This is a genomic window from Candidatus Zixiibacteriota bacterium, assembly GCA_016933955.1.
Classification (GTDB): Bacteria; Zixibacteria; MSB-5A5; order GN15; family PGXB01; genus JAFGTT01.
Window position 1 is genome coordinate 153,914 of record JAFGTT010000019.1, and the last position, 26,729, is coordinate 180,642.

Here is a 26,729-nt window from a genome sequence, read left to right on the forward strand (position 1 = left end):
AAAATGGATTTTAAGACACTGGCAAAGGAATGCCGGGGGGAACTGGTTAACGACCGTTTTGCCGCGGCGGTATTCGAGGGTATCTCGATTGACAGCCGGACCATAAAATCATCGCAGCTGTTTACCGCCATCAAGGGCGAACATAATGATGGTCATGATTATATCGACCAGGTTCTCGGCCGGAACTGCGGCGGTCTTCTGGTAAATAATCATTACAGCGCTATTGCTGAATTGAAAGACCGTATTCCGCTGGTGGCGGTGGCTGACACTCATCGGGCCCTGATGATTCTAGCGGAAAACTATCGTTCCCGAATCGAAGCCGATATTATCGCCGTGACCGGCTCCAACGGTAAGACTACCACCAAGGAATATATTTATGGCATGCTGAAAAGCCGGCGGGAAAAAACTTATCGGTCGCCCGGTAACCTTAACAATCTGTACGGTCTTCCTCTGGCAATCTTCGGAATTCCTTCGGACAGTCGCTACGGTGTTTTTGAACTGGGGATATCCATTCCCGGCGAAATGACGCGACTGGCGCAGATGATTAAACCGGATGTTGCTCTGATCACCAATGTCGGCCCGACTCATCTGGAGACCCTGGGGACTATTGCCGGTGTGGCCGAGGCCAAATGCGGATTGATCGACCGCATGCCGCCCGATAAACCGGCTGTGGTCAATGCCGATGATTCGGTGCTGGTCAATGCGGCCGGTAAGCGGAAACATCGGCTGGTTACTTTCGGAGTAAAAAACCGCGCCGATTTCACCGCCCGGCTGGCCGGAGTATCTTCCGATGGTTTCCCGCTGGTGGTAATTGACGGGCGGGAGATTCGTTTGAATCTTTTCGGGGAGCATCAGGTGTATAATATCCTGGCCGCCTATGCTGTCTGCCGGACCCTTGAAGTGGATCTTACTCCCGAAGACCTGAATAATGTGGAGTATGATTTTGCCCCGTATCGGGGTCAGATTGAAAATACCCACGGTCTGATCACGATAGCCGATTGTTACAATGCCAACCCGGTTTCGCTGGAATCGGGACTTCGGTCATTCAAAAATTATCTCGGCCATGGTTCTCTGGCCGGTCGCCGGAGTGTGGCCGTGGTCGGCGATATGCTGGAACTCGGACCCGAATCGCCGATTTATCACGCCGCTATCGGCAATTTACTGGCCGAACTGGATTTCGAACGGGTGCTGGCGGTTGGGCGGTTGTCGGTTGATATGGTGCAGGCGGCGACGGCGGCCGGATTTGAAAAAAAGAAGATTTCGCATTTTGATAACACCGAACAGGCCGGAGAGGCTTTGATAAGTGATATTAAGAGGGGAGATATTCTGTACTTCAAAGCCTCTCGCGGCATCGGTCTGGAAAAAATATTAACCTTGCTGAAAGGGACAGCACTAAGGCAGAATTAATATGTTTTACCATCTCTTCACCCAGCTCACGCCATACGTCTCGGGATTTAACCTGTTCCGTTATATCACCTTTCGGACGGCTTTTGCGACTATCACGGCCATTTTGATATCGCTTCTCCTGGGCTCTTTCTTTATTCGGCTGCTGCAGAAGTATCAGATCAAAGAGAACATCCGGGTTGAAGGCCCCAAAAGCCATCAGTCCAAGCAGGGAACGCCGACCATGGGCGGGTTGATTGTTCTGGTGGCCATAATAATACCCACCGTTCTCTGGGCCGATCTGACCAATTATTTTATTCTGATGATCCTGCTGGTCACCTTCTGGCTGGGCCTGATCGGATTTATGGATGATTATCTTAAAGCGGTCAAGCGGCAACCGAAAGGCATGGTGGGGCGGAAAAAACTGATCGGGCAGATTTCACTGGGCCTGGTGTTTGGTCTGGTTTTGACATTGTTGCCGCCCAATGCCAGTTTTGATGGCACCACCGAGATTCCCTTTTTCAAAAATTATATCCTCAACCTGGGTATTCTCTATATACCCTTTATCATCATCGTAATCACCAGTTCTTCCAATGCCGTCAATCTTACTGATGGTCTCGACGGTCTGGCGATTGGTCTAACGGGTCTTTGTTTTGTAGCTTTTCTGGGATTGGTTTATGTGGCCGGTCGGGCCGATTTCTCCGGGTATCTCCAGATCGAATATGTTCCCGGGGCGGGCGAGATGGCCATCTATTGCGGGGCGGCGGTCGGAGCGGCACTCGGTTTCCTCTGGTTTAATTCTCATCCGGCCGGAGTTTTCATGGGTGATACCGGTTCTCTGGCACTAGGCGGCGCCCTGGGTGCAATTGCGATTTTAATCAAGAAAGAATTGCTCCTGGTAATTGTCGGCGGGGTTTTCGTGATCGAAACCCTTTCGGTGATTATTCAGGTTTTATCATACAGGTATCGCGGAGGTAAACGAATTTTCAAGATGGCGCCGATTCACCATCATTTCGAGCTTCTCGGATGGCCGGAATCCAAGGTGGTGGTCAGGTTCTGGATTATCGGGGCGCTGTTTGCACTATTAACCATTTCAACTCTGAAGATAAGATGACGATAAAAGAGCGAATTAAAGGTAGACGGGTCGGCATTGTCGGCATGGCCCGCTCGGGGATGGCGGCGGCCCGACTGGTACGCAGGGCCGGTGGCACGCCATTTATCTCCGATATCAAACCGCCGGAGAAGCTGGAAAGCCAGATTCATGAACTGAAGACCTTCAATATTCAGTATGAAACCGGCGGGCATACCGATCACCTATTGCAGGCGGATTTTATTATTCTCTCGCCAGGTATTCCGCAGGAAACCGAAATTGTCGGCAATATCCGTCAGTCCGGTATTCCCATTTTCTCTGAAATTGAACTGGCCTCATGGCTGTGCCGCGGAAGAATAATCGCTATTACCGGATCCAACGGCAAAACCACCACGACCAGCCTGATCGGCGCCATCCTCGATACCGCCGGTCTGGAAAATAAGGTTTGCGGGAATATTGGTTATCCTTTTTCCGACGCCGTTTCTGATATTTCGGAAAACGGTTATGCGGTTCTGGAAGTATCCAACTTCCAGTTGGAATTGATCGAGGAATTTACGCCGCATGTGGCCATGATTCTGAATATCACTCCCGATCATCTTGATCGTTATGAAAATTTCGATGGCTATAAGAAAGCCAAATACCGGATTGCGGAAAATCAAAAACCGGATGATTATCTGATTTTGAATGCCGATGATGCCGTGATCGACAAAGACGGTATCAAGACGCACGCCCAAAGAATTTATTTTGCCGCCTCACGAACCCTGCCGACCGGAGTCTTTAAGAGGGGAGAGTCGCTGGTCGGCATCGTGAGGAATAAAACCCACGATATATTAAAGATCGATGAAATCCGAATCCCCGGCCCGCACAACCTTCAGAATGCCGCGGCGGCGGCTCTGGCGACCCTGTTGATCGGAGTATCTCCGATCGCCATCGCCGAAGCGCTGAGACGATTCCCCGGTGTGGAACACCGGCTGGAGGATGTCGCCACGGTGGCCGGAATCAGGTTTGTCAATGATTCCAAGGCCACCAATGTCGATTCCGTAACCTACGCTATACGCTCCTTTGATACCCCGATTTACCTGATTGCCGGGGGGCGTGATAAAAACGGGGATTTCGCTCCGATCATCGATTTCGGTCGCGAAAAGATTAAAGGAATAATCCTGATCGGTGAGGCGCGGGATAAAATGTTCGAGGCGCTGGGCAAGGCCTTCCCCATCCAGTTCGCGGACAGCATGAACGAGGCGGTCAAAAAGGCTTTCGAGGCGGCTTCGCCCGGTGAGGTGGTCCTGCTGTCACCGGCCTGCGCCAGTTTCGATATGTTCGATAATTTCGAGCATCGCGGCCGAGAGTTTAAAAGCGCCGTGCAGGGCTTGAAAAGTAATGATCGTATTTCACAGGAAGTGGATCGCAGGTAAAAATATGGATCGGAAACTGCTTTACAGTACTGTCGCCTTGATTGCCATCGGCATGGTGATGATCTATTCATCATCATCGGTTATGGCGGAAAGCCGATTCGGCTCGCATTTCTTCTTTCTCAAGAAGCAGTTGATATACCTGGTCATGGCCGGTCTGATTGGATGGGGAATCACCCGGATCGATCTGAAAAAATATGCTCCCTATGCCATACCGGCTCTGTTTTTATCTCTGGTCATGCTGGCTATGGTGTTTATTATGCCGGCCCGGAATGGTTCACATCGCTGGCTGTTTCTGGGTCCGCTCACTGTCCAGCCCTCGGAAATTTTCAAACTGGTGGCGATCGTGTACCTGGCTTTTTCCCTTTCCCAGAAGAGCCGCGATATCACCGATCTGAAGCAATTTCTATTACCCTATGCACCTTTGCTGGGTGCAGGATTGATTCTGATTATCCTGGAACCCGGGCTTGGTTCGGCTATCACCATTACCCTGACGGTTCTGATCATATTTTTCCTGGCCGGGGTAAGGTTGTTCCATCTGGCAGTCCTTATTCTGCCCCTGACGGCCTTTGTCTCTTTCATGGTTTTTATTCTTGGCTACAAAAAGGCCCGGGTGATCGATTATATGTCGGCTGTCACCGATCCCCTGAATGGTTCCTACCAGGTCAAACAGGCGGTGCTGGCCCTTGGGGCCGGGGGAATTTTTGGATCCGGGCTGGGAGACGGCAAACAGAAATTATTTTTCCTGCCCTATCCTCATACGGATTTCATATTTGCTTCTATCGGTGAGGAACTCGGTTTTATCGGTCTGGTTGGCATTCTGATTCTTTTTTATATAGTCATACGGCGGGGAATTCAGATCGCCCTCAACCAGCCGGATAAGTTCGGCTTTCTGCTGGCGATCGGTATCACCGCCTCGCTTTTTATTGCCGTCCTGATCAATATCGGCGTTGTCACCTCGCTTCTCCCGACCACGGGGATACCTCTGCCGTTTTTATCCTATGGCGGATCGGCCCTGATGGTTTCGGTGGTCTCGGTGGCTATCCTGTTGAATCTTTCACGCCGGAAGGGGATAGTGGTGCGATGAAACAATTGCGGCTTATATTTGCCGGGGGCGGCACTGGCGGTCATCTTTTTCCGGCTCTGGCCATTGCCAATCATCTGAAAAAAAGAATTGAGCCTGAAAACCGCGCCGAGTTCAGATTTATCGGCACCAGACGGGGAATCGAATTTCGTCTGAAAGACAGTCTCGGTTATTCCCTCACTTTAATATCGGTACGTGGTCTGTACCGCAAAGGTGTTCTGCGTAATCTTCTCTTTCCGCTTCTGTTAATCGGAGCCACGATCAAATCGATGTTTATCTGCTGGCGGTTTAAACCCGATGCCGTTATTGGAACCGGTGGTTATGTCATGGGTCCCGTTATGATGGGAGCGGTTTTTATGAGGAAGGGTTGCTTTATTCAGGAGCAAAATTCGTATCCCGGTCTGACCACCCGCCAGTTGGCTCATCGGGTCGATTGCGTTTTTCTCGGTTTCGGCGAGGCCCGCAAGCATCTGGACGGCCGGGCGGTAACAATTGAAACCGGGAATCCAGTCAAAGATATAATCGGGAAAATTGACCGGAATGAGGCGCGCAGGCATTTCGGTTTCAATGATAATGACCACGTGATTTTGATCCTGGGGGGAAGCCAGGGGGCGACCAGTGTCAACCAGAATATCTTAGATCACCTGCATGAACTTCCGAATGATTTCAAATTGATCTGGCAAACCGGCGAAAGGGACTATAAGGAAATAGCCGCGGCCGCGGGCGGCAGAGTTGGAAGCCGCGCCCTGTTCGCTTTTACAGATCAAATCGAGCAGGCCTATGCTGCCGCCGATCTGGCCATTGCCCGGTCCGGTGCCCTGACCCTGGCCGAACTCGAAGCGGCCGGACTTCCGGCAGTTCTGATTCCGTATCCCCACGCTACAGCCGATCATCAGCGCAAAAACGCCGAAACCTTTGAGTCCAAAGGTGCCGCCGTGGTGATATTCGACCATGAACTGCCCGAGGTCAGCCTGATAAAAGGTGCCGTGGAAATTATCCGTGATGGCAGCTGGCGGAAGATGAAGGAGGCCATCGATCGAATTCGCACGAGTCGAAAGAAACCGGCCGTCGAGGCCATTGCCGACGAAATATTATCAATGATCGGATGGGAAGGGAGTCGCACTTGAAAACCATCGTGGCATGGAAACCCGGGTCCAAGGAGCGGATGATGATATTTGGAAAATTCAAGGAGTTATTCTTTGTCGGGATCGGTGGTTCGGGAATGTCCGGTATCGCCGAAATCCTCCATAACCTGGGATATAAAATCAGCGGATCCGATATTTATCCCAGCGAAGTGACCGAGCATCTTCAAAAACTCGGGATCACCGTTTATGATCGACACCAGGCCGCCAATATCGGAACTGCCAATGTAGTGGTTATATCATCGGCTGTCAAAGAGACCAATCCCGAGGTTGTCGAGGCCCGGGAAAAAGGCGTTCCGGTTATTAAGCGGGCAGAGATGCTGGGAGAATTGATGCGCCTGAAATATTCGATCGGTATTTCCGGAACTCATGGTAAAACCACGACCACTTCAATGGTGGGGAAAATCATGGCCGATGCCGAGTTCGATCCGACTGTTATTGTCGGGGGAATTGTGGCCGGCAAAGGTTCCGGGGCATCGCTCGGGGCGGGTGATTATCTCGTGGCCGAGGCCGATGAATTCGACCGCTCGTTTTTATCCATGTTTCCTACCATGGCGGTGATTACTAATATTGAGCCCGATCATCTCGATTGTTACGATGGAATGGATGATCTGGAGCAGGCTTTTTTGACCTATATGAATCGTGTCCCGTTTTACGGACAGGTACTTTATAATGCCGATGATCCGATTTTGCTTAAACTCCGTAATCGCATCACCCGGGCCTCAGTCAGTTTCGGTCTGTTGCCGGGCGCCGATTACCAGGCCGCCGCTATAACGCATCGCGAGGGCGGTGTGACATTCGAAGTCATCAGAAAAGGAGATCGACTGGGCCGTATTATTCTGGGTGTTCCGGGCGAGCATAACGTCCGCAATGCTTTGACGGCGACCGCGGTGGCGATGGAACTTGAAGTTCCCTTCAATACCATCGCGGCCTCATTACAGGAATTCCGCGGGGTCGGGCGACGTTTCGATATTAAAAAGACCGTGCAGAATATCATGGTGGTCGATGATTATGCGCATCATCCCACTGAAATTAAAGCTACCATCAGGACTGCCCGGACTTCATATAATCGACGGATAATTGCCATCTTTCAGCCCCACCTGTTCAGCCGTACCCAGCTGTTTTACCGGGAATTCGCGGAAGCCCTGGCCGAGGCGGATATCTGTTTGCTGACGGATATATATCCAGCCCGCGAAGAACCAATTGAGGGAGTGACCTCGGAAATGATATCGCGCTACGCCTCGACCAACGGGGTCGAGAATATCTGGTATATCGGTCCTCTGGAAAATGCCGTGGAGCAGGTTTTGCAGGTGGTTCGACCCGGTGATATGGTCATCACCATCGGGGCCGGCAGTATTACCCGGATAAACGGGCAGATTGTGAAGGAACTGGAACATGCCTCATTTTAGCCTGAGGAAAAAATATATAATCATGCTGGCTGTCAGTTTGGTTTTGGGGACTACCATAATTGTGGCACGTTATACCGGTGTTTTCCGGTTAAAATCAATCGCAATTGAACCGCAGAGCCTGATGGCCAAATGCCCCTCGATCAAGCAATCGATGGGACAGAATTTGTTTGGTGCGGCGCTTGATAAAGTGGCCGATGATTTGCTTAATTATGGTAATGTTCTCCGGGTCGATATCGATTTTGATTTTCCCGACGCCCTGAGTATCAGGGTCAATGATATCCGGCCGCTGGCCCTGGTGCTGGACGGCGACGGGCGCTATGTATATCGGATGGATGAACGGGGATGCCTGCTTCCCGGCGACAGCACTATCGAACGATATGAATTCCCTATTATAACCGGTCTTCAAAGATGCAAATTGTATTCCCGGCCGGCTGATGATCGGATGCACCTTGTAGTTGAGCAACTCAATCGCCTTAAAAAAGACTGCTTTAATTTTTACCTGGCCATTTCGAATATCGATATGTCCGATCAGGATATTATTTCAATATATCTCGATGGCCTGGCTTTCCCGGTTGAGACCTATGCCGGATCGCTCTACGGCAGTATTATAAATTTGAAAACGTTTTTACTCGATTTCAATCCCGACCTGAGCGGTATTAAAAGGCTGGATATGAAATCGGAGGGATTGATTATAGCGGCAGGCGGAAAATGTCAGAAAACAGGATACTAACCGGAATCGATATAGGGACTACCAACCTGCGGGCCATGATCACCGAAGTCGGTGAAGACAGTGTCCCATCATTTCTTGGCTATGGTTCAGTCCGTGCCGAGGGACTCCGCCGGGGTGTGGTAGTGAATATGGAAAAAACCGTCCGGGCGATTTCGAAGGCGGTGGAGCAAGCCGAAATCGATGCCGAAGAACATATCGAAACAGCTGTGGCCGGAATCGCCGGGGATCATATTCGATCGATTAACAGCCACGGTGTAATCGCGGTTTCCCGTTCGGACAATGAAATCGGCGAACGGGATGTTAAAAAGGCTATCGAAGCGGCCAGTGCCATTGCCATCCCAGCCGACAGGGAAATAATCCATGTTCTGCCTCAGGAATATACCATCGACGAGCAATCCGGAATTAAAAATCCGGTCGGGATGACCGGTGTCAGAATGGAGGTGGAGGTTCATATCGTGACAGCCGCGGCCACCTCGGCCAAAAATATCTACCGTTCCCTGGAACGTTGTGAAATAAACATCGAGCATCTGGTCCTTCAATCGCTGGCGGCATCATACGCCGGGATTACGGCCAATGAGGAAGATATGGGAGTGGTCCTGGTCGATATCGGCGGTGATTTGACCGATGTGGCGGTGTTTTATGACGGCTCTATAAGGCATACCGGAGTGGTGCCCCTGGGCGGCAGGAATGTCACCAATGATATCGCCATCGGTCTGCGGACCACGGTCGATCAGGCGGAAAAACTCAAAATCAAATACGGTTCGGCGCTGACCTCGCTGGTTGATGCCGACGAAATGATGGAAGTTATGGCGGCCATGGGCCATAAATCACGTTCGATTTCGCGTAATGTCCTGGCTTCGATTATCGAGCCCCGGATGGAGGAAATTCTATCCCTGGTGGCCCGGGAAATCAAAAAAGCCAACCCTCCCGAAGCACTGGCGGCCGGGATTATTCTCAGTGGCGGCGGGGCGATGCTTCCAGGGGTGGTCGAATTGGCCGAACAGATTCTGGATATGCCGGTCAAACCGAGTATTCCTTCCGGAATCAAGGATTTACCGGATGATATGAAAACACCTGAATTCGCCACCATTATCGGCTTGGTCAATTTCGGATATAAACACGGACCTGGTCAAGAAGTCAAAAAGGGCGGCCTGCGGGGATTGTTCAGCAAACTCGAGAAATGGATGTCTAATAATTTTTAATATATCATGGAGGAATTGATTATGAACGACGGGAACATGAGGATTGATTTCGCCGATGATCTTGACAATGTTGCCAATATCAAGGTTGTCGGGGTCGGCGGGGCCGGCGGTAATGCTGTCAATCGGATGATCGATGCCGGTCTTCGGGGGGTGGAATTTATAGCCATCAATACTGATGCTCAGGTTCTGGAAACCAATCGGGCCGGGAAAAAGGTTCAGATCGGGAAGAAACTGACCAAAGGCCTTGGGGCCGGTGCGAATCCCGATATCGGCCGCAAGGCGGTCGAGGAAGATATGGATGAAATCGGGGCCCTGATCGAGGGAGCCGATATGGTTTTCATCACGGCCGGAATGGGCGGCGGGACAGGAACCGGAGCGGCCCCGATTGTAGCCGAAATTGCCCGTCAGAAAGGCGCCCTGACAGTCGGGATTGTCACCAAGCCGTTCAATTTCGAGGGTAACAAACGGATGCAGAAGGCCGAAAGCGGTTTAAAAGAGCTTAAGAATAAATCCGATTCCTTGATTATTATTCCCAACGAACGCCTGCTGGCCATCGTGGATAAATCAACCAGACTAACCGACGCTTTCGCCTATGCCGATGAGGTCCTGCACCAGGCCACCAAGGGGATTTCCGATTTAATCGGTACCCCCGGGCTGGTTAACTGCGACTTTGCCGATGTCAAGACGGTGATGATGGAACGGGGCGATGCCCTGATGGGAACCGGGACCGGAAGCGGCGAAGATCGGGCCGAGACGGCCGCCCGGGCGGCTATTTCCTCGCCATTGCTGGAAGATATTTCAATCTCGGGGGCCAAGGGAGTCCTGGTCAATATTACCGGTGGTGAAGATATGTCGTTGCACGATGTCAATGAAGCCACGACAATCATCAACCAAGCGTCCGGGACTGATGCCAATATTATCTTCGGGGCGGTGATCGACCCGGTGCTGAACGATCAAATTCGGGTAACGGTGATTGCGACCGGTTTTGGTTCCCATGCCGATACCGAGCCACATGAGGAAAAGGAAGAGACAATGGTCCGGGCCGAACCGGGCAAGGTTATGTCTCTCTTTCCCGATCAGCCGAATTATGCAGTCAGGAAAGTGGCCGGCGGTAACGGCCGAGGCCGAACACCAGCCTTTCAGAGCGAGAATACCAAGATTCCGGCTTATATTCGAAGAATTGACGATTGAGTATAATTTCTTCACTCGGTTCCTCCACAGCGGATCGCCGACCTGAAAATCAGGTCGGCGGTCTGCATAGCCTTCAGACTATGGGATAAGCACCATATTTTTCAAGTCAACAATCGACCACCATATTCTATCTAATTGTGATATAATCACTTAACATCATAAAATAATGGTATGCCTTTTGCTCGAACTTTCTCGGTATTTTGTGAACAGTTTATCAGGAGGTATCCATGACCCTGACGCTCAATCATAAAGTCCAGGTCAATTCGATAATACGGAATATTGGATTGTCTCAGGCAAATCTTTCAAAAATCATGGAGAAACTGGCTTCAGGCCAGAGAATAAACTCGGCCGCCGATGATCCTGCCGGGCTGGTAATTTCCGAGCAGATGCGTTCGCGAATCGCTTCGCTTAACCAGGAAATCGAAAACACTTCACTGGCCGTCAATAAATATCAAACGGCCTCATCAACCGCTCTTCAACTTCGTGGAATTTTGACAGAATTGAATTCCCTGACTGTGGCGGCCGCCAATACTGCCGTCAACAGCGAAGAGATGACCGCCGTGTATCAGGGGGAGGCCAATCGGTTGGTGGAATCTTACAATCATATTGTCGAGACGGCCTCTTTTGGAAATTCGAAATTGCTTGATGGATCGGAGGGTTCGATTACAGCCGTTGCCGAACTGGGGCAACTTGATCTGTCGGATGCGACCTCGGTCGAGCAGACGCTGGCGACCATCGAGAGTAACGTGTCGCGGCTTGATCTTCAGATTGCGGACATGGGAGCCGCCCAGAAAAACGATCTGGAAAGCCGGCTGGCCAATCTCAGGATTGAGGCTGAGAATCTGACTGCGGCCGAGTCGCAGATAAGGGATACCGATTATACCGCCGAATATTCCAACTTCATCCTTGGCCAGATGCAACTCAAAGCCTCGATTGCCCTTCTGGCGCACAGTCATATTTCATCGCAGATGGTTCTATCTTTAATCAAGAGCGGAGATTAAAATTTTAACTCATCCCGGTAGTGCCATTGCAGAAAATTATAGAATAAAAAAACCGCCTGACCTGAGGCGGTTTTAATAGTCGTGATACTATTCGGCAGATTTTCAAGCCGAGGTTTCTTTGCCCGTTGCGGCCGGACGCGGCCGTTTGAAACTGGTGACCTTCTGTACCTTGCCGGCTTTTAAGCACGAAGTGCATACCCGGATTTTCCTGACGGTTCCATCCATATTGGCCCGGACTGTTTGAAGGTTCGGATTCCAGCGCCGACGGGACAGGTTATGGGCATGGGATATCGAGTTTCCGAATACCGGTTTCTTTCCGCATATTTCACATACTTTCGCCATTTTTCCATCTCCTAAAAAGCAAGAAACCCTATAATAAACAAAATACCCCAAAAAGCAAGCGGATATTTGAGTCCGTTTTGTTTTTTTTCGGCATTTTGGCCTTTTGGGTCCACCGGGATCGCTTTTTTACTTTACTTGACTCCCTCTTTCAAAACAATTATCATTCTAAATTGTATTAACAATATATCCGGAGAGATGATGGCCGGGCCGTCCCGGATGGCATAGATTGAGGTATATATGCTTGATTTGAAAACGATTAGAGAGAATCCCGAGTTGGTCAAGTCGGCTGTCCTTAATAAAAATGAAACGGCTGATATCGATAAAATCCTGGAATTAGACGAAAAAAGAAGGGCTGTCATAAGTGAAGTAGAACGGCTCAAGGCTTTGAGAAACAGGGTTTCGGAAAATATCGCCGAGAAGAAAAAAAATAAGGAAAACGCCGACAATGATATTGCTGAGATGAAAGAAGTCGGACAGAAAATAGCCGAACTTGATACCGATCTTCGCTCGATCATGGACGCCCTCAATTATCACCTGCTCCGGGTACCCAACCTGCCTCATCCCGATGTCCCGGTGGGACCGAACGAGGAGAGTAATGTCACAGTTCGCGAATGGGGCAAGATTCCGCAGTTTGATTTCGAACCATTGCCGCATTGGGAACTGGGTGAAAAATTCGATATTATCGATTTACCCGCGGCCGCTAAGATCAGTGGTTCGGGCTATTTTGTCCTGAAGGGAATCGGTGCCCGCCTGCATCGCGCCCTTATTTCCTTTATGCTGGATACCCATACGGCCGATGGATACACCGAGATATATGCTCCCTACATTGCCAATGAAATGGCCATGACCGGCACAGGTCAGCTTCCCAAGCTGGCCGAGGATATGTATCAGCTCAAGGATGAGAATTTTTATCTGATTCCCACGGGTGAAGTCCCGGTGACCAATCTTCACCGCGAGGAGATTCTCGCCTATGACCGGCTACCGCTTTATTATGTGACTCATACACCCTGTTTTCGGCGTGAAGCCGGGGCCGCCGGGAAAGATACCCGGGGGACACTGCGGGTCCACCAGTTCGATAAGGTCGAGCTGGTAAAAATTGTCCGTCCGGAGACATCCTATGCCGAACACGAGAACCTGGTAGCCCAGGCGGAGAAAATACTTAGGGCTCTTAATCTGCCCTACCGGGTCAGGCTTCTGGCCACCGGGGATCTTTCATTCGCGGCCGCCAAATGTTATGATCTGGAAATCTGGTCAGCCGGGGTGAACAAATACCTGGAGATATCGTCGGTGTCCAATTTCGAAGATTTCCAGGCCCGGCGGATGAATACCCGCTTCCGTGATGAGGATAAAAAAGTCCGTTTTGTCCATACTCTCAACGGTTCGGGAGTGGCCCTGGCCCGGTTGATTCCGGCTATTCTCGAGAACAATCAAACCGATTACGGGACTATTATGATACCCGAAATCATCAGACCTTACATGAGCGGACGGGCAGAAATAACCGGACGTGAATAACCTTATTAACAACCGGCTGTCAATCGGCTGGACCACGGTCTTTAAGCTGTTCCTGCTGATCGGGATCGTTTTGATCTCGGTTGTTTTTATCTGGTATACCCTGGATGTAATCGGCCAGTTGAAAGATGAGGCGGAGCGCAATGCCACCTCCTATGTCAAACTTTGGCAACTGGCGGCCAGTGAGAATTCATCGGGAAGTGAGGTCCAGATCATATTCGAGGAAGTCATCAAAAAGGCCAATTTCCCGGTCATTATCGCCGATACCGAGGGGAATCCCGTATTCTGGCGTAATGTTGATGGTGTGGTCGATAACGACCCATCGCCGGAAGCCCATCGGAAGATCAGGGAACTGGCCCGGCGGATGGGGGAGGACAAAGGCGCCATTCCGCTCAAGTTCGGCGAACAAACCATCTCATATTTTTATTATGGTGATTCGCGGGTTATTCGGCAGTTGCAATGGATGCCGTTCGTGGAAATCGGTTTGGTGGGAGCGTTTATCCTGGTCGGTTTTATCGGATTCCAGAATATCCGCCGATCCGAAGAACGTCATATCTGGGTTGGTATGGCCAAGGAAACGGCGCATCAACTGGGGACCCCGATTTCCTCACTGATGGGATGGCTGGAAATACTTTCTCAGAAAGGGGCATCAGACAAAAAGGATTCCGGAATTTTGCGCGAGGATATGTTACGGCAAATGAAAACCGATATCGATCGCCTGCAACAGATTGCCAATCGTTTCGGCAAGATCGGGGCTCGACCCGAACTGGTCGAAAGTAATCTGGGTGAATTGATCGAAAACACCGTAGCTTATTTCAGACGTCGATTACCTTTCAATGGCCAGGGAGTCGATATTATCTACAATCGCAGCCAGGAGACATTGCCTTCATTGAACGTCAATCAGGAATTGATTGCCTGGGTGATTGAAAATCTGATTAAAAACTCGCTTCAGGTGGTCGATCCCCAAAAAGGAATTATCGAACTAACCGCGTTTCTTTCGAGGGATTCCAGGTTTATTATAATCGAGGTAATCGACAATGGTAAAGGCATTCCGGTCGGAATGGCTCGGAAAATTTTCAGACCCGGTTTCACCACCAAGAAGCGTGGTTGGGGGCTGGGTTTAACCCTGGCCCGACGGATAATCGAGGAATATCACCGGGGACGGATTTCGTTGATTAAATCGCGTCCGGGAGAAACTATTTTTCAGATAATCTTGCCGGTTAAAGGCACTGATCGGGTCAAACGTTTTGGCCAATATATGTAACATATATGGCTCCACGGAGTCAAGTAAGGGAAACTATTGATGAGTACCAAAAATATCCTCTGGGTCGATGATGAAATTGATTCGTTAAAGCCTCATATTCTTTTTCTTCAACAGAAAGGCTTCAGGGTCGATACGGCTCTTTCTGGTGATGATGCTCTTATCAAAGTACGTGAGGAGCATTTCGATCTGGTTCTTCTCGATGAAATGATGCCCGGCAAGGATGGTCTGACGACTCTGGAAGAGATTAAGGATATCCGGCCTCATCTGCCGGTGGTTATGGTGACCAAGTCGGAGGAGGAATCATTGATGGAGGACGCGGTCGGGCAGAAAATCGACGATTACCTGACGAAACCGGTTAACCCGTCCCAGGTTCTGATGGTTGCCAAACGAATTCTGGATACCAAAAAAATAATTTCCGAGAGCCAGATGAAACGGTATGTTACCGACCTGAATAAGATCAATCAGAAACTGTATGGGGCTATGCAACCCGAAGACTGGCTCGAAGCCGCCAAATTTCTGGCCTCATGGGATCTTCAACTCGATGAAAGCGAGGATGAGGGACTCATGCAGACACATCTTGGTACTCGCAAGGAATTGAACACCGAGTTCACCAAATATCTCGAGAAAAATTATATCGGATGGCTGTTTTCCGAAGATCGACCGGTTTTGTCACCGGATCTTCTTGAAAAATATATGATGCCCCTTCTAAAGGGTGGCAACAAAGTCCTATTACTGGTCATCGATTGTATGCGACTTGATCAATGGATGACCGTGGAGCCGCTTGTCTCCGAATTCTACAATATTCATCGCGACACCTATTTCTCGATACTCCCAAGCGCCACGCCGTTTGCCCGAAATGCTCTTTTTGCCGGCCTTTTCCCCGATGAAGTCGATCGGCAGAACCCGGATATTTACAAAGAAGGCGACGAAGGTTCACTCAATCGGCATGAAGATGTCCTGCTGGAAAATCTTATCAGTCGGCATGATCTGAAATTGTCCGGCAATCCCCGTTACGAAAAGGTTTTTAATAATACCGAGGGCGAGAGTTTGGCCAAGAAGGTTGGTAATTTCTATCAGTCGGATTTGGTTGCCTTCGTTTTTAATTTTCTGGATATCCTGGCTCACGGCCGGTCGAATAATGTCATTCTGAAAGAGATAGCCGGAAGCGAGGCCGCTTTCCGTTCTTTGATGAAAAGCTGGTTTATTCACTCGCCTCTGTTTTCCATATTGAAATCCTTTGCCTCGAGAGATTTCACTGTCATTGTCACCTCGGATCATGGTTCTGTCCTCTGTTCCCGCGGAACAATCGCCCACGGCAAACGGGATACCTCGACCAATCTGCGATACAAGTACGGCGATAATCTCAACTGCGAGAAAAAAGAGGCCTGGCTTATTAAAAAGCCCGAGGATTATCGTCTGCCGAAATTTTCTCTGGCCACCACTTATTTGATCGCCAAGGAAGATTTTTATTTTGTTTATCCCAATAATTATAATGAATATATCCGGCAATTCACCAATTCCTTCCAGCATGGTGGTATTTCTCTGGAAGAAATGGTTGTGCCTGTTGCCATCATGACCCCCAAGTGATGATTGAGTCGCGCCACAATCAGATTCTAATTACCGGGTCGGCCGGGGAAACGATAGCGGCCGGAAAAGGGCTGGCGGCTCTGTTGAACAACGGCGATCTGATTTCCTTTACCGGCCCTCTTGGCGCCGGTAAAACCTGTTTTATCAGGGGTATTGCAATCGGTCTGGGAATTAATGAAAGCGATGTTAAATCGCCGTCATACACTCTGGTCAACGAATATCATGGTATAATTCCGCTGTATCACTTCGACCTGTACCGCATGAATAAAACTGATGAATTGTATGAAATCGGCTGGGATGATTATCTGATTCGAGAGGGAGTGGTCGTGGTGGAGTGGGGAGAGAAGGCCGGCCGGAATATGCCGGAAGAGAGAATCCAGATATTCATTGAAATTCTGGATCAAACGAAAAGAAAAATCGAGCTTGAATTTCTAAACCTCTGATTGTAATCGGCTGTTCTGAAAGATGATGCCATGAAAAAGAAACATATCCTGGTAATCAACAGTGCTACCTCAGTTCTGCAGGTGGGGATTACAGCTAATGAGGCCGATCTGGCTGTAAAAGAAAACACTGATCGATTTCGCCATGCCGAATTTATCTTTCCGCTGATAGATGGACTCTGTCGCGAGGCCGGTTTGCCACGTCCGGTTATAGAAGCCATTATCGTTTCGATCGGGCCGGGTTCCTTCACCGGATTACGGGTGGGTCTGGCCTCCGCCAAAGGGCTGGCCCTTTCTCTGGGAATTCCACTGGTGGGCGTGTCTCTTTTTGAATCAATCGCAAGTCGGCTATTTCAAGCCTTTGGAAAGACCCGGGTCTATATCCCGTCACGGAGGAATGAATATTATACCGCCTTAATTGATTCGTCGGATTTTGACAACCGAACGATAACGGTTGTAACCGGTAAAAATCCGGCGCCCTTATTGGCAAATACCAAACATCTGGCTATTGACTGCACGCCGGGACCGGAAATGATCGGAAATTTGGACTTTCTTGACTCCAGAGATTTCTCACTTGGACTCGATGATTTCCTTCGGGCCGGTATCAGGAAACTCGACTGCGCCGGTGGCGATGATATCGCGGTTTTAGAGCCACTTTATATCCAGCAATTTCCTGCCCATATAAAGAAATAGGATGATATGCCGGAAAGACTCAAGGGATTTATTATCCGTCCAGTTAAACCATCCGAGATCAATATCGTGGTTATGATGGAACAGTTGATTTTCACCGACGCCTGGCCCAGATCAGCCTTTTTGGATTATCTCGATGATGATCCCGATATGGGTTTACTGGTGGCCGAGAGCGGGAATGCGATTATCGGATATGCTTGCTATATAATATCTTATGGCGAGGCCCAATTGTCCAATGTGGCCGTGGCGCCGGAATATCGGGGAAAATCTGTTGCCAAATTATTAATAAATCGTATCTTAAACATGGCAAAAAACGCCAATTGTGAATATATTTATCTTGATGTTCGACAGAGTAATTTGTCGGCCATTGATTTATATCGCAAACTTGGTTTTCGGGAATTATATTTGCGACCGGGTTATTATCAGACCCCGGTAGAAGATGCAATTGTGATGGTAAAAACGCTCAGGGAAGAAGACTTCGAAAATGGACTGGTTTAAAAAGGCAAAATCCGGCCTGATCAGCAAAGAGAAAAAAGATATCCCCGATGGCTTGTGGTCAAAGTGCCCGGGTTGTGGGGATATTTTTTATACCAAGCAACTGGAAAATAATTATTGGGTTTGCCCCAGCTGTAATTACCATTTTAGAATAACCAGCCGGAAATATATCAATATAATACTTGATGGTGGCATTCTGGAAGAATACGATACCGAGCTGGAATCGAAAGATCCATTGAAATTCAAGGATTCCAAACGATATCCCGATCGTATCCGAGCGGCCCAGGAAAAGTCGGGGATGAGGGATGCAGTGGTGTCGGGAATAGGCAAGATCGATTCCCGTGAGGTGTCTTTCGCCATCATGGATTTTTCTTTTATAGGCGGCTCAATGGGATCGGTGGTGGGGGAGAAAATTGCCCGGACTATCGAACGGGCCATTGATCGAGCCATACCGCTGGTGATCGTCTCATGTTCCGGCGGGGCCAGAATGCAGGAGGGGATTCTCTCCCTTATGCAAATGGCTAAAACATCGGCCCTGTTGGCGGTGTTGCATAAAAGGAAAATCCCGTTTATATCGGTGTTGACCAATCCCACCACGGCGGGTGTCATGGCCAGTTATGCATCGCTTGGAGATGTCATCATTGCCGAACCGAAATCGTTGCTTGGATTCGCCGGACCGCGGGTTATTCAGCAGACAATCGGACAGGATCTTCCGGAGGGTTTCCAATCCTCGGAATTCTTTTTGGAAAAAGGTTTTCTTGACAAAATCGTTGAACGGGGACAACTCCGGGACACCCTGGTTTTGCTTCTCAAATATTTCCAGAGATAATCAATATGTCCAAAGACAGGGGTAGTTATGCCTCGGCGCTTGATTTTATCATGCGTCGGGAGCTTTTCGGAATTAAACTCGGCCTGGAAAACATCGCCGGATTTCTGGATCGAATCGGCAATCCGCAGAATCGTTTCCGCTCGATTCATGTGGCGGGGACCAATGGCAAAGGTTCCACCTGCGCCTACATCGAGGCCATTCTAAGACAGGCCGGATATAAAACCGGGATATTTACATCGCCTCATCTGGTTGATTACCGCGAACGAATTCGGATCGGCGGAAAGCAAATAGATAAAAAGTATGTCACCGACTTCGTGGCGAAATACAGGTATGTAATTTCGCGCCGCCACATTACTTTTTTCGAGGCCTGCACGGCCATGGCCTTCAATTATTTCGCCGATCACAAGGTCGATATTGCCGTGGTCGAAGTCGGTCTGGGAGGAAGGCTTGACGCCACCTCCACCCTGACTCCCCTCCTGTCCATAATAACCGATATTTCATATGATCATACCAATATTCTGGGCGATACTCTTACTAAAATCGCCTATGAGAAGGCAGGCATAATTAAACCCGGTATCCCGATCTTGACCGGAGTGATGAAGGCCGAGCCTCTTGCCGAAATAACCCGGGTCAGCCAGGAACGTGGGGCGCCTCTGCTGTGCCTGAAGAAAAATGCCTTCATCGAAAATGGACAACCGTTCCGGTTTGATTATAAATTCAATGATTTGACTCTGAAGAACCTTGAACCGTCACTGGCCGGCAATCACCAGATCAGGAATGCCGCCCTGGCGGTGGCGGCGGCCGATATGCTTTTACCGATGGGATTCAATCTGAGAAGCAGAGATATTCGTATAGGATTGAACAAGGCTGTATGGCCGGGACGTTTCCAGAAATTGAAACGGCCAGGCCGCCCTCTTATTATTATGGACGTGGGCCATAATCCGGGCGGCATAAAATCACTGGTGGATTGTTTTCGTAAATTATATCCCGGTCGCAGGGCCGATATTGTGATCGGGTTTGTTAAGAATAAAGATTTGGGGAAATCCGTCGGTTTTATCAAACGAATCGCACGCCGCGTGGAAATCGCCCGACTTAATACCCACCGAACGGCCGACCCGGAGGAGATTGCCGTTTATTTTGAACCATGGAAGGATATGACAATATCTGATTCGGTGGTGAATTCGGCGCGCAAACTGGTGGAATCGTCAGGACCTGACGATATAATTATTATCTGCGGTTCACATTACGCGGTTGGCGATTTTATGGCCAATCAGAACAAGATATTATGACACGGAAGAAAAACGACCAGCCCGGAACCACTCGCAAATCAAATGCAATTAAGAATGGTGGGAGTATTCAGCCCGCCGTCCCGATCGGGATGGCCTCTGAAGATCATTTGCCGCTGACCCGTCTTTCACTCGATCGAGCCTCAGATTCCATTTTCTGGATCGGTCAGGATGCTCGTCTCCTCTATGTCAACGATTCGGCCTGTAAACGGCTCGGTTACACTCGCAAGGAACTTCTCTTAAAAAGGATATTCGATATCGATCCCGATTTCAGCGCCGATATCTGGGCGGAGTATTGGGAAGACGCCAAACAGAATAAGGTTATCACCTTCGAATCCAGACATTTGAAAAAAAATGGCCAGTTTTTCCCGGTGGAGATTACTGTAAGCTATCTGGAATTCAACGACAAGGAATATCATTGTGCCTACGCGCGTGATATCACGGCGCGGAAAATGGCCGAGAGCGCGCTTCGCGAAAGCGAGGCCAAATTTCGGTTACTCTCCGAGCAGGGTTTACTGGCCATTGTCATTATTCAGGATGGTCTTATCAAGTTTGCCAACCAGGCCGTGGCCGAATTGACAGGATACTCAATCGATGAAATGAAAGCTTGGCCGGAGGACGGATATTCGGTTGTTATTCACCCCGAACATCGTCTTTTTGTTTTGGATCAGGCCCGCAAGAAACAACGCGGTGATCCCGATGTTATCAATCACTACACAACCAAATTCGTTATCCGAAACGGCGATGAAAAGTGGGTCGATCTTTATTCCAAATCGGTGAAATACGACGGGCGGAATGCCGATTTTGTTTCAATGGTCGATATAACGGGGCGTAAAGATGCTGAAAATGTTCTCAAGAAAGCCCGCAACGAACTGGAATTTCTGGTTGAAGAACGGACGGTCGAACTGACCGAGGCTAACCGTCAACTCAAGCGCCGTATTTTTGATCTTTATACAATATTCGAACTCAGCCGAAACTTCAACGCTGTTCTAAATTATGAGACTCTTCTCGATTCCTTTGTCCTGACTTCTCTCGGACAGATGGGGGCGGCCAAGGCGGCGCTTTATTTGCCTCATCAGCTGGGAGGTGAAACCTTCCGTCTGGAGCGGGTCAAGGGGTCCCCGCCTTTTCCGCGAAAGGAAATCTTGATTAATCCCGATAGTGAATTCGGGCGATATATCACGGCCTATAATCGGCCGGTGTTCATCAGCGAGTTGTCGGATAAAATGCCGGCGGCGAAAGATATGGGATTCATGGATTATTTCGATGATGGCCTGGTCGTCCCGCTTATTTTCCAGACTAAACTTCGCGGAGTCTTAATCATTTCCGCCAAAGAATCCGGACAGCACTTTCAAGATGAAGATGTCGAATTTTTATCCATTCTGGCCAACCAGACGGCCGTATCGATCGAAAACGCCCGGCTGTATGAATCTGAAAAAGAAGCTCTGGAAAAATTGCAACAAACCCAGAGACTGCTGATTCAGTCGGAACGCCTGGCGGTCCTGGGCGAGCTCTCCGCCAAGATTGCCCATGAGGTAAATAACCCTCTGGGGATTATTAAAAATTACCTGAACCTTATCAATCAGCAGGCGGAAGGCAACCCCAAGATTGATGAGTATCTGAGTATCGTGCAACAGGAAATCGATCGCATCACCATGATTGTCCGACAGCTCCTTAATATAAACAGGCCGATGCTTATCAAGTTCGTCAGAACCGATGTGGGGAAAACCATTCGGGAGGTTCTGAATTTGATGCGGCGTCAACTGGAACAGAGCTCCACAAAAGTTACGTTGGATATTCCTGATTCCATGCCGGAGATAGCGGCCTGGCCCGATGGCTTAAAACAGGTTTTTATGAACCTGATAATCAACGCCTGTGATGCCATGAATCAGGGAGGTGAAATCGAAATTGGTATACATTCCCGCGAACATACGATCCAGATCAATTTTCAGGATACTGGTCCGGGGATTGATCCCAAACATATTCCGCATATTTTCGAGCCGTTTTATTCCACCAAGGAGGCGGGTGTGGGGACCGGACTGGGGTTGTCGGTCTGTCATAGGATAGTCCGAAATCACAACGGGACTATTGAATTCAATAATAATCCCCGAGGTGGATGTTTTAAAATAGATCTGCCGATCGATCAAGAGGAAGATGAGTATGACTGGCGTATTTGAAAAATTATTGGTAATCGACGATGAGAAACGAATGTGCCAGTCGCTCGAAGAGCTGTTTTCGAGTAGCGGTTATAGTGTCAAGGTCACCCAATCATCGCAGGAGGCTTTGGAACTTATCAGGGACCGGCAGTTTGATTTGATCGTTACCGATATAAAGATGCCCGATGTTACCGGTCTGGATATCTTGAAGGCCGCCAAAACCGTCGATCCTGAAATCATCGTGATCCTGATGACCGGCTATGCTTCACTGGAATCGTCACTCGAAGCCATTAAAAACGGGGCTTTTGAGTACCTGTTAAAACCGGTGGAATTTTCCCAGCTGGAAATTTCGGTCAAACGGGGTCTGGAGATCAGGGCCGCCAATATCGAACGAAAAAAACTGCTGGATGATCTTCAGACGGCCAACCTCAATCTCAGTAACCGCCTGGCCGAGATCAACGCCCTGTATGAGGCCGGGAAATCTCTGGCTTACTCTCCCAGCCTAAAGGAACTGCTTGATAAAATAGTTAAACTGGCCGCGGGGGTGACTCAAGCCGAGATTGGCTCTCTGATGCTTATAAACCCGACCAACTCCTATTTAACCATTGAGGCTTTCATAGGCCTGAATGTGGAATTGGCCGAATCCGTCAAATTGCCAATAGGATCATCAATTGCCGGGTATGTAGCCAAAAGTGGGGAACCACTGATTGTAAAAAACGTCGAGGAAGATGACCGTTTCCAGAGAATCAACCGGGAACGCTACACCTCGGCTTCGCTTTTGTGTGTCCCCCTGAAAGTCTCCAATCGGGTTCTCGGTGTTATCAATATGGCCAATAAAAAATATGGACAGGTTTTCGATGACCATGATCTCAAATTGCTGACAACCTTCGCCTCGCAGGCTGCGGTGGCTATCGATGACGGCCGCCAGTTTGAAGATAATCTCCGAAAACTCCGGGAGTTTTCAATTCTTTTTGAGCTTTCCCGCAGACTTTCCACGGTCGGATCAGTTTCGGCCATGCGTAATGCCATCTTTGAATATATGAGGAAATTGATGCCGATCGATTATGCCCTCTGGTTCGAATGGCAACCGGTTCCCAAGAGCCTGAAACCGGTCGGAGCCACCGGAACAGATATTCCCCTGACCGATAGTGGATCAATCAATCTCGATAAAATCAAGGAAGGCGAGGTTATTCTTGAAGGATTGGAACTGGAGAGTCTTGATTTTGACAACATCGAAATATTCTCTTCAGTCCTTGGCCGAAAGATACGCGAATACAGGGCTTATCCCGATCCAGGTGTCAATTTCACCGCTCTGCCGGTAGTTCAGGAAGGACAACTGAAACATGTTTTTTGTATCGGTTCCGATAGTGAAAGAAGCTATACCAGTCAGGAAGTCTCACTGGCCCGGCTGATTATTTCTCAGGCTTCGGGGCTTTATGAGCGGGAAAAAGCGCTTTTAAATGCCACCCGTCTTTTGACTATGGGCAATATGATCTCCGAGATTTCTCATGATTTGCGTCGACCCCTGACCAATATAAAGGGCTGGATACAGGTGTTAAGGGAAAAGTATCCGCAGGTGGCTGAAGATACGGCCTTCTTTGGAATGGTCGAGGAAGAAATCCACCGGCTCAATGAATTGGTCACTGAATTGGTCGATTTTTCGAAACCACATAAGTACGAAACGGAAATCAAAGATATTCGCGGCATAATTAAGCGAGCCGCCGAGTTTATCGGCCCCGACTTGCGTAAGAAAAAAATAAGCTTCGACTCCGAATTCCAGGCCGATATCAATTATGAAATACCGCTCAATAAAAATCAAATTCTGGAGGTTTTCCTGAACCTGTTTTTAAACGCTATCGATGCCATGTCGGAAAACGGACACCTCCGGGTGGTTGGCAAAGTCGACCGGCCATCTTTTAAACACCGGGATTATCTGGCCATAACCGTAGCCGATAACGGCCATGGTATTAAAAAGGAAAACCTTTCCAAGATATTCGACCGCTATTATACCACCAAAGAAACCGGGACTGGGTTGGGATTAGTGGTGGTCGAGCGTATTATCTCGGCCCATGGGGGGACTTTTGAGGTCATATCGGAATATGGAAAGGGTACTGATTTTACCCTATACTTTCCAATTTAACCCCTGCAAAAAATTGCAAAAAACCGGCATGAAAATTACTGAAAACAGTTGATTTTTTTTATGTCCATGACGATAAATAGGTAAATAATAGACTGTTAGACGATGATTAAAGAAAAGACAAAAATATTAATTATTGACGATGACCCCAAAGTCGCCTGGATACTGGGTGAAGGGTTGTCTTCAAGTTATGAATTTGTTTCGGCCAGGGATGGTATTGAAGGCATCCAGATGGTATCGACCGAGAAACCGGTCCTGATTCTTCTTGATATTAAGATGCCGGGGATGAACGGACTTGAGGTTCTTGAAAAGCTCAACAAATTGCCGGCGCGGCCGGAAGTTATAATGCTTTCCGGTCATGGGGAGACCAAAAACATTGTTCAGTCAATGCATCTCGGGGCCGCAGAATTTATCAATAAACCTTTTGATGTCAAGGAAGTCGAAATACATATTCAGGCTGTTCTGGAGAAGGCCAAACTTAAATCCGAGGTTAAAAGCCTTAAGACCGAGCTTAAATCCCGAAGTCAATATGATAGTTTTGTCGGCGATTCACACAAGATGTTACAGGTTAAGGGCCTTATTGAGCAGGTCGCAGGTTCCGAATTGACCGTTCTGATCAGAGGCGAATCCGGGACCGGCAAAGAAATCGTGGCCCATATGTTGCATTCTCTTTCCGGTCGGGCCGATGAGCAGTTTACCAAGGTCAACTGCGCCGCTATCCCTCGCGATCTTCTTGAGGCAGAATTGTTCGGCTATGAGAAAGGGGCCTTTACCGGTGCTCATAAGACCAAGCCGGGACGGTTTGAAGTGGCCAACAAAGGAACTATTTTTCTTGACGAAATCGGTGATATGCCACTGGAATTGCAGTCCAAATTACTGCAGGTGCTGGAGCAGCAGGAATTTGTTCGGGTTGGCGGGATAAACAATATCCATGTTGATGTCAGAATAATTTGCGCTACCAACAAAAATCTCGAGGATGCCATCCGCCGTCAACATTTCCGCGATGACTTATTCTATCGCCTAAATGAAATTACCATATTTCTTCCGCCGCTAAGGGAAAGGCGGGAGGATATCCCGCTTCTGATCAGTCATTTTCTTGATCGTTACAACATTCTCTACCAGAAAGAATACCCCTCATTGTCTCCTGAGACCATTTCAGCCCTGATCGATTTTTCATGGCCGGGTAATGTCCGTCAACTGGAAAACTTTATCAAACAGGTGGTGGTAAGGGGTGATGAACAGATTGTCAACGATTTGCTGTTATCGGGATTATCCAAACCGGTCGGGTCCGGGATCGATACCGCGAGCCCGGCGGCTTATCAGGATCCCGGAATTGCCAATTCATATTCTTTGAAAAAAAGAGTTGGCTATGCTATTGCCCTGGAAGAGAAGAAACTGATCAGCGAAGTTTTAAATAAAACTAACTGGAACAGGCGGAAAGCCTCGGATCTCCTTGAAATCAGCTATCGATCATTGCTTTATAAAATTAAAGAATACAATCTAAACAGCGTGAAGTGATCATCTCCAGAGTGTGACCGATTTATAACATCTTCCGCATTGGCATTCATTTAATCTGCAACATGTTGCGCAGTCGTTGGATGTGGATAACTTATAGTGGGTTGTATAGTCCACATTCATTTTTTTATTATCATATTATTCAAGCAGTTGAATGATTTTTTTGTTGGCCGGGGTTGTTGAATTTTTTATAAGGAACTATTAACAGTCAAGTTTGGTTCAATGGAATAGAAATTGCTGTGTTATGGCAACAATAGGAATTATAAATTATTGGCAGCGTTGATTACCGGATTATGAGAACTAATTTCACAACATACAGCGACGGATGTGCTTTCGCATCCCGGATTCATTACGAACTGAAAAGAGCGGAACGGTACCGCATTTTTCTGTCCCTGGCCATTTTTAATGTCGGTCCCATATTGGATCTGGCCGGCAATGGTGCGTTAGCCAGTATAGAAGATAGAAAGTCATTCCTTAATAACTTGAATGGCATTCTGAAACGATCAATCAGAGAAGTGGATTCTATATCGAATTCGGGACGACTTAAGATTGGATTGCTTATGCCGGAGACATCCCGTCAGGGAGCCGAGGCAGTTGTTCGCCGGGTCAATCGGACTATCAATGAGTTTTGTTCAGATTATTTCCAGAAGCCGGCCGATTATCTGGTTCCCACCGAGATTTCCTCATTTCCCGATGCCGCCGGGGCTCGTTCGGTAGCCAGTTATCTTGATGAATTTATGGAAGAATAGGCGACATTTTAAATCAAATATTAAAACCGCCCATGAGGCGGTTTTTTTATGGGATTTAATCGGATTGAAGGCTGTCCTGAGCTAAT

At 48.7% G+C, this 26,729-nt stretch carries 23 protein-coding genes; 22 read left to right on the forward strand and 1 reads right to left on the reverse strand.

What is annotated here, in order from left to right; all coding sequences use genetic code 11:
- Nucleotides 1-3 precede the first annotated feature (3 nt).
- The 10 genes from JXQ28_07275 (at nt 4) to JXQ28_07320 (ending at nt 11,644) form a co-directional block, all read left to right on the forward strand.
- On the forward strand, nt 4-1,407 hold the full coding sequence (locus JXQ28_07275; GenBank protein MBN2277531.1) for a UDP-N-acetylmuramoyl-tripeptide--D-alanyl-D-alanine ligase: 1,404 nt from the start codon (nt 4-6) through the stop codon (nt 1,405-1,407).
- 1 nt (nt 1,408) lies between these two features.
- Nucleotides 1,409-2,497 carry a phospho-N-acetylmuramoyl-pentapeptide-transferase gene (locus JXQ28_07280; GenBank protein ID MBN2277532.1) on the forward strand — a complete coding sequence of 363 codons (1,089 nt, stop codon included), beginning with the start codon at nt 1,409-1,411 and terminating at the stop codon, nt 2,495-2,497.
- On the forward strand, nt 2,494-3,888 hold the full coding sequence (murD, locus tag JXQ28_07285) for a UDP-N-acetylmuramoyl-L-alanine--D-glutamate ligase (GenBank protein ID MBN2277533.1): 1,395 nt from the start codon (nt 2,494-2,496) through the stop codon (nt 3,886-3,888). The genes JXQ28_07280 and murD overlap by 4 nt, the downstream gene beginning before the upstream one ends.
- 4 nt (nt 3,889-3,892) lie before the next feature.
- Complete coding sequence (ftsW, locus tag JXQ28_07290; GenBank protein MBN2277534.1) at nt 3,893-4,972, forward strand: putative lipid II flippase FtsW; 1,080 nt, start codon at nt 3,893-3,895, stop codon at nt 4,970-4,972.
- Nucleotides 4,969-6,096, forward strand: coding sequence for an undecaprenyldiphospho-muramoylpentapeptide beta-N-acetylglucosaminyltransferase (gene murG, locus JXQ28_07295; GenBank protein ID MBN2277535.1), 1,128 nt, complete (start codon nt 4,969-4,971; stop codon nt 6,094-6,096). The genes ftsW and murG overlap by 4 nt, the downstream gene beginning before the upstream one ends.
- A gap of 41 nt (nt 6,097-6,137) precedes the next feature.
- On the forward strand, nt 6,138-7,520 hold the full coding sequence (locus JXQ28_07300; GenBank protein MBN2277536.1) for a UDP-N-acetylmuramate--L-alanine ligase: 1,383 nt from the start codon (nt 6,138-6,140) through the stop codon (nt 7,518-7,520).
- Complete coding sequence (locus JXQ28_07305; protein ID MBN2277537.1) at nt 7,507-8,250, forward strand: hypothetical protein; 744 nt, start codon at nt 7,507-7,509, stop codon at nt 8,248-8,250. Before JXQ28_07300 ends, JXQ28_07305 begins: the two co-directional genes overlap by 14 nt.
- A complete protein-coding gene (ftsA, locus tag JXQ28_07310; protein MBN2277538.1) occupies nt 8,229-9,452 on the forward strand; it encodes a cell division protein FtsA in 1,224 nt (407 codons plus the stop codon). The genes JXQ28_07305 and ftsA overlap by 22 nt, the downstream gene beginning before the upstream one ends.
- 36 nt (nt 9,453-9,488) lie before the next feature.
- Entirely contained in the window at nt 9,489-10,643 is a 1,155-nt protein-coding gene (gene ftsZ, locus JXQ28_07315) for a cell division protein FtsZ (GenBank protein MBN2277539.1), read from the forward strand.
- A 227-nt stretch (nt 10,644-10,870) separates the two neighbouring features.
- The gene (locus JXQ28_07320; protein MBN2277540.1) at nt 10,871-11,644 is read left to right on the forward strand and encodes a hypothetical protein; all 774 of its coding nucleotides are present in this window, start codon (nt 10,871-10,873) and stop codon (nt 11,642-11,644) included.
- A 102-nt stretch (nt 11,645-11,746) separates the two neighbouring features.
- Here the strand turns inward: JXQ28_07320 and JXQ28_07325 are convergent, their stop codons facing one another.
- Nucleotides 11,747-11,986: a 50S ribosomal protein L28 gene (locus tag JXQ28_07325; protein ID MBN2277541.1), complete on the reverse strand. Its 240-nt coding sequence runs from the start codon at nt 11,984-11,986 to the stop codon at nt 11,747-11,749.
- Between the two features lie 237 nt (nt 11,987-12,223).
- Between JXQ28_07325 and serS the strand changes: the two genes are divergently transcribed.
- The 12 genes from serS to JXQ28_07385 all read left to right on the forward strand — a co-directional run bounded on the left by serS (nt 12,224) and on the right by JXQ28_07385 (nt 26,643).
- Nucleotides 12,224-13,498: a serine--tRNA ligase gene (serS, locus tag JXQ28_07330; GenBank protein ID MBN2277542.1), complete on the forward strand. Its 1,275-nt coding sequence runs from the start codon at nt 12,224-12,226 to the stop codon at nt 13,496-13,498.
- Nucleotides 13,491-14,759, forward strand: a complete 1,269-nt coding sequence (locus JXQ28_07335) for a HAMP domain-containing histidine kinase (GenBank protein MBN2277543.1) — start codon at nt 13,491-13,493, stop codon at nt 14,757-14,759. Before serS ends, JXQ28_07335 begins: the two co-directional genes overlap by 8 nt.
- Before the next feature lie 39 nt (nt 14,760-14,798).
- Nucleotides 14,799-16,346: a response regulator gene (locus JXQ28_07340; protein ID MBN2277544.1), complete on the forward strand. Its 1,548-nt coding sequence runs from the start codon at nt 14,799-14,801 to the stop codon at nt 16,344-16,346.
- Nucleotides 16,346-16,789 carry a tRNA (adenosine(37)-N6)-threonylcarbamoyltransferase complex ATPase subunit type 1 TsaE gene (gene tsaE / locus JXQ28_07345; protein ID MBN2277545.1) on the forward strand — a complete coding sequence of 148 codons (444 nt, stop codon included), beginning with the start codon at nt 16,346-16,348 and terminating at the stop codon, nt 16,787-16,789. The genes JXQ28_07340 and tsaE overlap by 1 nt, the downstream gene beginning before the upstream one ends.
- Before the next feature lie 30 nt (nt 16,790-16,819).
- The gene (gene tsaB / locus JXQ28_07350) at nt 16,820-17,479 is read left to right on the forward strand and encodes a tRNA (adenosine(37)-N6)-threonylcarbamoyltransferase complex dimerization subunit type 1 TsaB (protein MBN2277546.1); all 660 of its coding nucleotides are present in this window, start codon (nt 16,820-16,822) and stop codon (nt 17,477-17,479) included.
- A 6-nt stretch (nt 17,480-17,485) separates the two neighbouring features.
- Nucleotides 17,486-17,974, forward strand: a complete 489-nt coding sequence (rimI, locus tag JXQ28_07355) for a ribosomal protein S18-alanine N-acetyltransferase (protein ID MBN2277547.1) — start codon at nt 17,486-17,488, stop codon at nt 17,972-17,974.
- On the forward strand, nt 17,961-18,800 hold the full coding sequence (locus JXQ28_07360) for an acetyl-CoA carboxylase carboxyltransferase subunit beta (GenBank protein MBN2277548.1): 840 nt from the start codon (nt 17,961-17,963) through the stop codon (nt 18,798-18,800). Before rimI ends, JXQ28_07360 begins: the two co-directional genes overlap by 14 nt.
- A 5-nt stretch (nt 18,801-18,805) precedes the next feature.
- On the forward strand, nt 18,806-20,089 hold the full coding sequence (locus JXQ28_07365; GenBank protein MBN2277549.1) for a bifunctional folylpolyglutamate synthase/dihydrofolate synthase: 1,284 nt from the start codon (nt 18,806-18,808) through the stop codon (nt 20,087-20,089).
- Complete coding sequence (locus tag JXQ28_07370; protein ID MBN2277550.1) at nt 20,086-22,263, forward strand: PAS domain S-box protein; 2,178 nt, start codon at nt 20,086-20,088, stop codon at nt 22,261-22,263. The genes JXQ28_07365 and JXQ28_07370 overlap by 4 nt, the downstream gene beginning before the upstream one ends.
- Nucleotides 22,247-24,382 (forward strand): GAF domain-containing protein, encoded by a 2,136-nt coding sequence (locus JXQ28_07375; GenBank protein MBN2277551.1) that lies wholly within the window; start codon nt 22,247-22,249, stop codon nt 24,380-24,382. Before JXQ28_07370 ends, JXQ28_07375 begins: the two co-directional genes overlap by 17 nt.
- Nucleotides 24,383-24,484: 102 nt before the next feature.
- Nucleotides 24,485-25,897, forward strand: coding sequence for a sigma-54-dependent Fis family transcriptional regulator (locus tag JXQ28_07380; protein MBN2277552.1), 1,413 nt, complete (start codon nt 24,485-24,487; stop codon nt 25,895-25,897).
- Nucleotides 25,898-26,187: 290 nt separating this feature from the next.
- Complete coding sequence (locus JXQ28_07385) at nt 26,188-26,643, forward strand: hypothetical protein (protein ID MBN2277553.1); 456 nt, start codon at nt 26,188-26,190, stop codon at nt 26,641-26,643.
- Nucleotides 26,644-26,729 lie beyond the last annotated feature (86 nt).